The organism is Frankia canadensis (assembly GCF_900197875.1).
GTDB lineage: Bacteria > Actinomycetota > Actinomycetes > Frankiales > Frankiaceae > Frankia > Frankia canadensis.
The window spans coordinates 1-4,148 of the sequence record NZ_FZMO01000300.1 but is presented as its reverse complement, the minus strand read 5'-3'; the positions used below and the strand labels follow the sequence as shown (position 1 = coordinate 4,148).

General features: G+C 74.8%; 3 protein-coding genes and 2 pseudogenes. All 5 read right to left on the bottom strand.

The annotated features are described in order from the left end of the window. Window positions 1-987, bottom strand: a pseudogene (locus C1A33_RS37535) (hypothetical protein); the annotation flags it as partial. Window positions 988-1,014: 27 nt separating this feature from the next. Next, the gene (locus tag C1A33_RS21185) at window positions 1,015-1,527 is read right to left on the bottom strand and encodes a DNA-binding protein (protein WP_243407783.1); all 513 of its coding nucleotides are present in this window, start codon (window positions 1,525-1,527) and stop codon (window positions 1,015-1,017) included. Window positions 1,528-1,621: 94 nt separating this feature from the next. Beyond that, on the bottom strand, window positions 1,622-3,268 hold the full coding sequence (locus C1A33_RS21180; RefSeq protein ID WP_101833160.1) for a hypothetical protein: 1,647 nt from the start codon (window positions 3,266-3,268) through the stop codon (window positions 1,622-1,624). Then, entirely contained in the window at window positions 3,265-3,633 is a 369-nt protein-coding gene (locus C1A33_RS21175) for a hypothetical protein (protein ID WP_101833159.1), read from the bottom strand. Before C1A33_RS21175 ends, C1A33_RS21180 begins: the two co-directional genes overlap by 4 nt. After that, window positions 3,630-4,148, bottom strand: a pseudogene (locus tag C1A33_RS35115) (hypothetical protein); the annotation flags it as partial. The gene C1A33_RS21175 and the pseudogene C1A33_RS35115, both read right to left, overlap by 4 nt.

Below are 4,148 nucleotides of genomic sequence, written 5' to 3'. Positions count from 1 at the left end.
GGTGTGGGTGCGGTCGCTGATGCCGAGTGCGAGGTGGCTGAGGGCGAGGGTGCGGACGAGGTCGGGGAGCTGGTGGCCGTCGATGCCGCGGGAGGTGGTCTGGCCGAGGGCGGTGCGGATGGTGCGCCAGGTGCGGGCGGTCTGCGCGGCCTGTTCGCCGGCGCGGTCGAGGCGGGCGCGGGTGGGGCCGCGGGTGAGGGTGGCGGCGCGGCGGGTGAGGGTGTGGGTGCGGTCGCTGATGCCGAGTGCGAGGTGGCTGAGGGCGAGGAGGGCCTGGTGGCTGATGAGGGCGTCGGGTTGGCTGAGCTGGTGGAGCAGTCGGCGTAGGTGGTGGATGGTGCGTTCGAGCGGGGGTGCGGCGGGGTCGCCGAGGAGCGGGCCGAGCAGGTCGAGTGTGTGGTCGCCGGTGCGGTCGAGGTGTTCGCGGGACATGCGGATGGGGCTGGCCAGCGCGGCGAGCCGGGTGAGGATCTGGGCGGCGGGGATGACGGCGGGGGCGTTCGTCTGGAACGGGGCGAGTAGGGGTGGGATGGCGCGGGCGCCGAGGGCGGCGGCGAGGGTGATGTCGGTGAGTCGGGTCATGGCGCCGCGGACGGCGACGGGGTCGCCGAGGAGGACGGCGTCGAGGCTTTGGTGGGCTCCGTGGCGGTCGATGTGGGAGGCGAGCAGGTCGTGGGCGGCGCCGAGGGTGTCGGCGGCGCGGTGCCAGGGGGTGCGGCCGGGGGTGGGCTGGGCGTAGAGCTGGTCGGCGATCAGTGTGGTGGTGACGAGGCGGTTGACGAAGGGCGTGAGGCGGCCTCGGCCGCCGAAGGGGGCGTCGAGGAGTTTGCTGTGGCGGCCGGCGGTGGCGAACAGGCGGCCGATGCCGTCGGCGTGGTCGAGGATGTCGCTCAGGCGGGCGCTGGGTCGTGGTGGGCGGGTGGCGGCTGCGGTGGCGATGCGGGCTGTTTCGTTGGTGAGGGTGCCGTAGGTGAGCGGTTCACGCATCGCTCGGCGCTGTCGAGGTGTGCCGGGTCATCGCCGTGCTCGGCCGGGCGGTAGGCGGTCCGGTGGGCGGATCTCCGTCGGTGGGGCGGGCTGCCGCCGGTTCTGGGACGGCGGCGGGGTTTCCGTGGCGGCATTGAGGCCGAGGGCGTCGAGCAGGTCGATGGTGCGGACGCGGTAGAGGCGGCCGTAGCGGCGGACCGGGCAGGGGAACTCGTCGGCGCGGACCAGGTCGTAGGCGAGGGTGCGGCCGATGGTGAACAGCTTCGCCGCGCTGGGGAGGTCGACGACGGGTGGCAGGCGTTGGAGCCGTGCGGTGTGCCAGGCGGCCCAGGCGGGTCGGTCGAGGCCGAGGGTGTCGAGGATGTCGGCGGTCCGCACGCGGTAGAGGCGGCCGTAGCGGCGGATCGGGCAGGGGAACTCCCCTGTCTGGGCGAGTTCGTAGGCGAGGGTGCGGCCGATGCCGAAGAACGGCGCCGTGGAGGGCAGGTCGTGGACGAGGGGCAGGCGTCGGAGGCTGTCGGGGGAAGCCGTCGGGTTCATGGATCTTCTTCCGGAGGGGTGATGTTCGTACGGGACATCGCCAGCGGGCCTGAGGGCGGCCGGCTGCGCTCGGTCGACTGGTCGGCCGTGGTGATCAGAGGGCTGGCGGTGCCGGCCCTGGCCAGGGCCGCAGTTCGAGCGGCGTGATGTCCACCGCTGCCCGAGGTGGTGTCCGCCGGATGTCGTCGACCGGCGCCGACTCCGGACGATCCAGGGGCGCCGCAGAGCTGACCTGCGGCGAGGGCGGAGTCGGGTGGGGGCCTGCTCGTGGTGTGGCGGGGAGGCGGAGCCGCTCGGGGTCGACGACGAGTGCTCGGCGGAGCACGCGGTCGGGGAAGCGGACGAGGAAGGCGACGGCGCGACTGGGGTGCGGGGTTATAGGCCAGCCGGCGAATTGGGCGTGGGCTTCGCGGGAGGCTTCACCGAGGAGCTGCCGTACCTGCGTGGCGTCGGCGGCGGCCGGGTCCCAGCGGAAGGTCCGGGCGTCGAGGTCGACGTCCGAGGGGGCGACGCGGTGCAGCGCGTCCGCGAGGGCGGTGCCGTCGCCGTGCGCGAGGCGGGTGCGGACCTCGTCGGTCATCGCGGCGGGGAGGGCGCGTTCGACGACTTCGCGGTGGTGGCGTTCGTCGGGGGTTCCCAGCAGCCATCCGTTGCGGTCGCAGATCGCTTTCAAGGCCGTGTCGGTGAGGTCGACGGGGTGGGCTGGGGGTGGGAAACGGCGGCCGAGTTCGCGCAGGTCGGCGAGGCGTAGGTTCCCGGGTCCGCGCAGGGCGAGCTGTGCGGCGAGGGTGGGGTGCGAGGTGTGCAGGACGCCGAGGGCGAGTAGGACGGCGTCGCTGCCGCCGCGTCCGGCGCCGGCGCGGGCGAGCCAGCGGCGGCCTTCGGTGGCGGTGCGGACGGTGGCGTCCAGGTCGCCGAGGGCGTGCCGGATGCCGTGCCAGCCGAGGAGGTCGGTGCGCTCGGGCTGGAGGGCGGCGTCGGGTCCGTGGACCGTCGCGGGCATGGTGAGGATCGCCTCGACGGGGATCCCGTGGCGCAGCGCGTTCGCGACCATCCAGAGGCGGGGAAGGTCGGGGTCCGAGAACGCTGCGATGTCGCGCAGGTGGGCGCGGGCGAGATAGGTGTCGAGCGCCAGCGGGAGGTTCGCCCGGGACAGGGCGTCCAGGCTGGGTCTTCCGCGGGCGTCGGCGGCCCGCCGCCCGGTGCGAGGGCTGTCGCTGGTGGCGCCCAGGCCGCGGGCGATGAGGGTGCCCACGCCGTGCGCGACCCCGAGAAGCGTGCTGGGATCCAGATGGTGGTCGTGGGCTATGCGGTGGATGGCCGCGAGCTGCGCGCGGGCCGGCTGCCCCCGTGTCGCCGCCGCGGTCTCGTGAAGTAAGGCGAGGAGCGCCGCGGGCGGCGCGGTCGGTCGCAGCGGGGTCGGGCGTGGGAGGCGGCGCAGCTCGTTGATGATGTCGGTGGCGCGGCGGCGGACGTCCCGCTGGCGGGTGAGCGCCGGCGGGGTGTGCGCAGGCCACATGCTCGCCACCTGGCCGAGACCAAGGGTGCGGTCGTGGACCGTACTGGCGCCAACGCGGCGGGGTCTGGTGCCTGTCCACGGCGACCGGGCGCGGGCGAGGTCCCGCTGCCCGCGCGGGCCACCCTGACGGTCGAAGAAACCGTGGTCACGCCGCCCGAACTCGGTGCTGTCGGCGTCACGCGAGACGGCTCGGCCCGGCGGTGGAGTGTCGTCGCCGCTCATGAGCTGTCCGGAGTGCCGGGTGACTGGGTGGCCGCGCGGTCACGAGCGAGTCGGTGGGCGCGGATCCACGCGGCGGCGGCCAGCTCCCTGGGTTCCGGTTCGGCGCCGCTGTGCACGAGGAGCCAGCCGTCCGCCAGCTCACGTACCTCGAAGACCACGCCGGCGGTCCGCAGCGCCACGACTCCGCGGTGCGCGAGCCAGGCAAGAAGCCGGGAGGCTGCTTGTGCCCTCGCAAGATGGCGTTCGACCGCCCACGCGGCCACGACGATCATCGGGTCGGGATCGCCGTCAAGCTGCACGGGGACGCGCAGAACGATGGGGCGGGCGAGGACGCTGACGTCCCAGGCGGGCTCGGGGGTGGTCATGGTGGTCCGTCCAGGTCAGGTCCGGTGGGCGGCGGAGCGGCCGCCGACGGCGCTGGCGGTGGCGGCGCGGCCGGCGAGGGGGCTGACGGTGAGGGGGCTGGCGATGGTGGGCGCGGCGGCGCGGACGTGTGGATGGTGGGTAGGTCGGGCAGGTGCAGGGCGGCGAGTGCCGCGAGGGTGGCGGGGGGTTCGTTGCCGTCGACGCCGAGGTTCAGCGGCCGCAGGGCGCGCAGCAGGTCGTCGGTACGGAGGGTCAGCGCGGCGGCCAGGTCGTCGGAGTCGACGTGGAGCCAGCCATAACGGGGATCGCTGACGGTCGCGGTATCGCCGTGCCAGGTCACCGACACCGATGCGGGCGGCTGGGCGGGTTCCCGCCAGGCGTGGTCCCTCCCGGGGTGGGTGTCGAGCCTGCCCGCCGGGCCGCGGTTGGCCGCGGCATTCTCCGCTCCCTGGGACCAGACCTGGGCGGCGAGGGCGTGCTGGGCGGCGGCGTAGGCGGCGGGCAGGCTCGACAC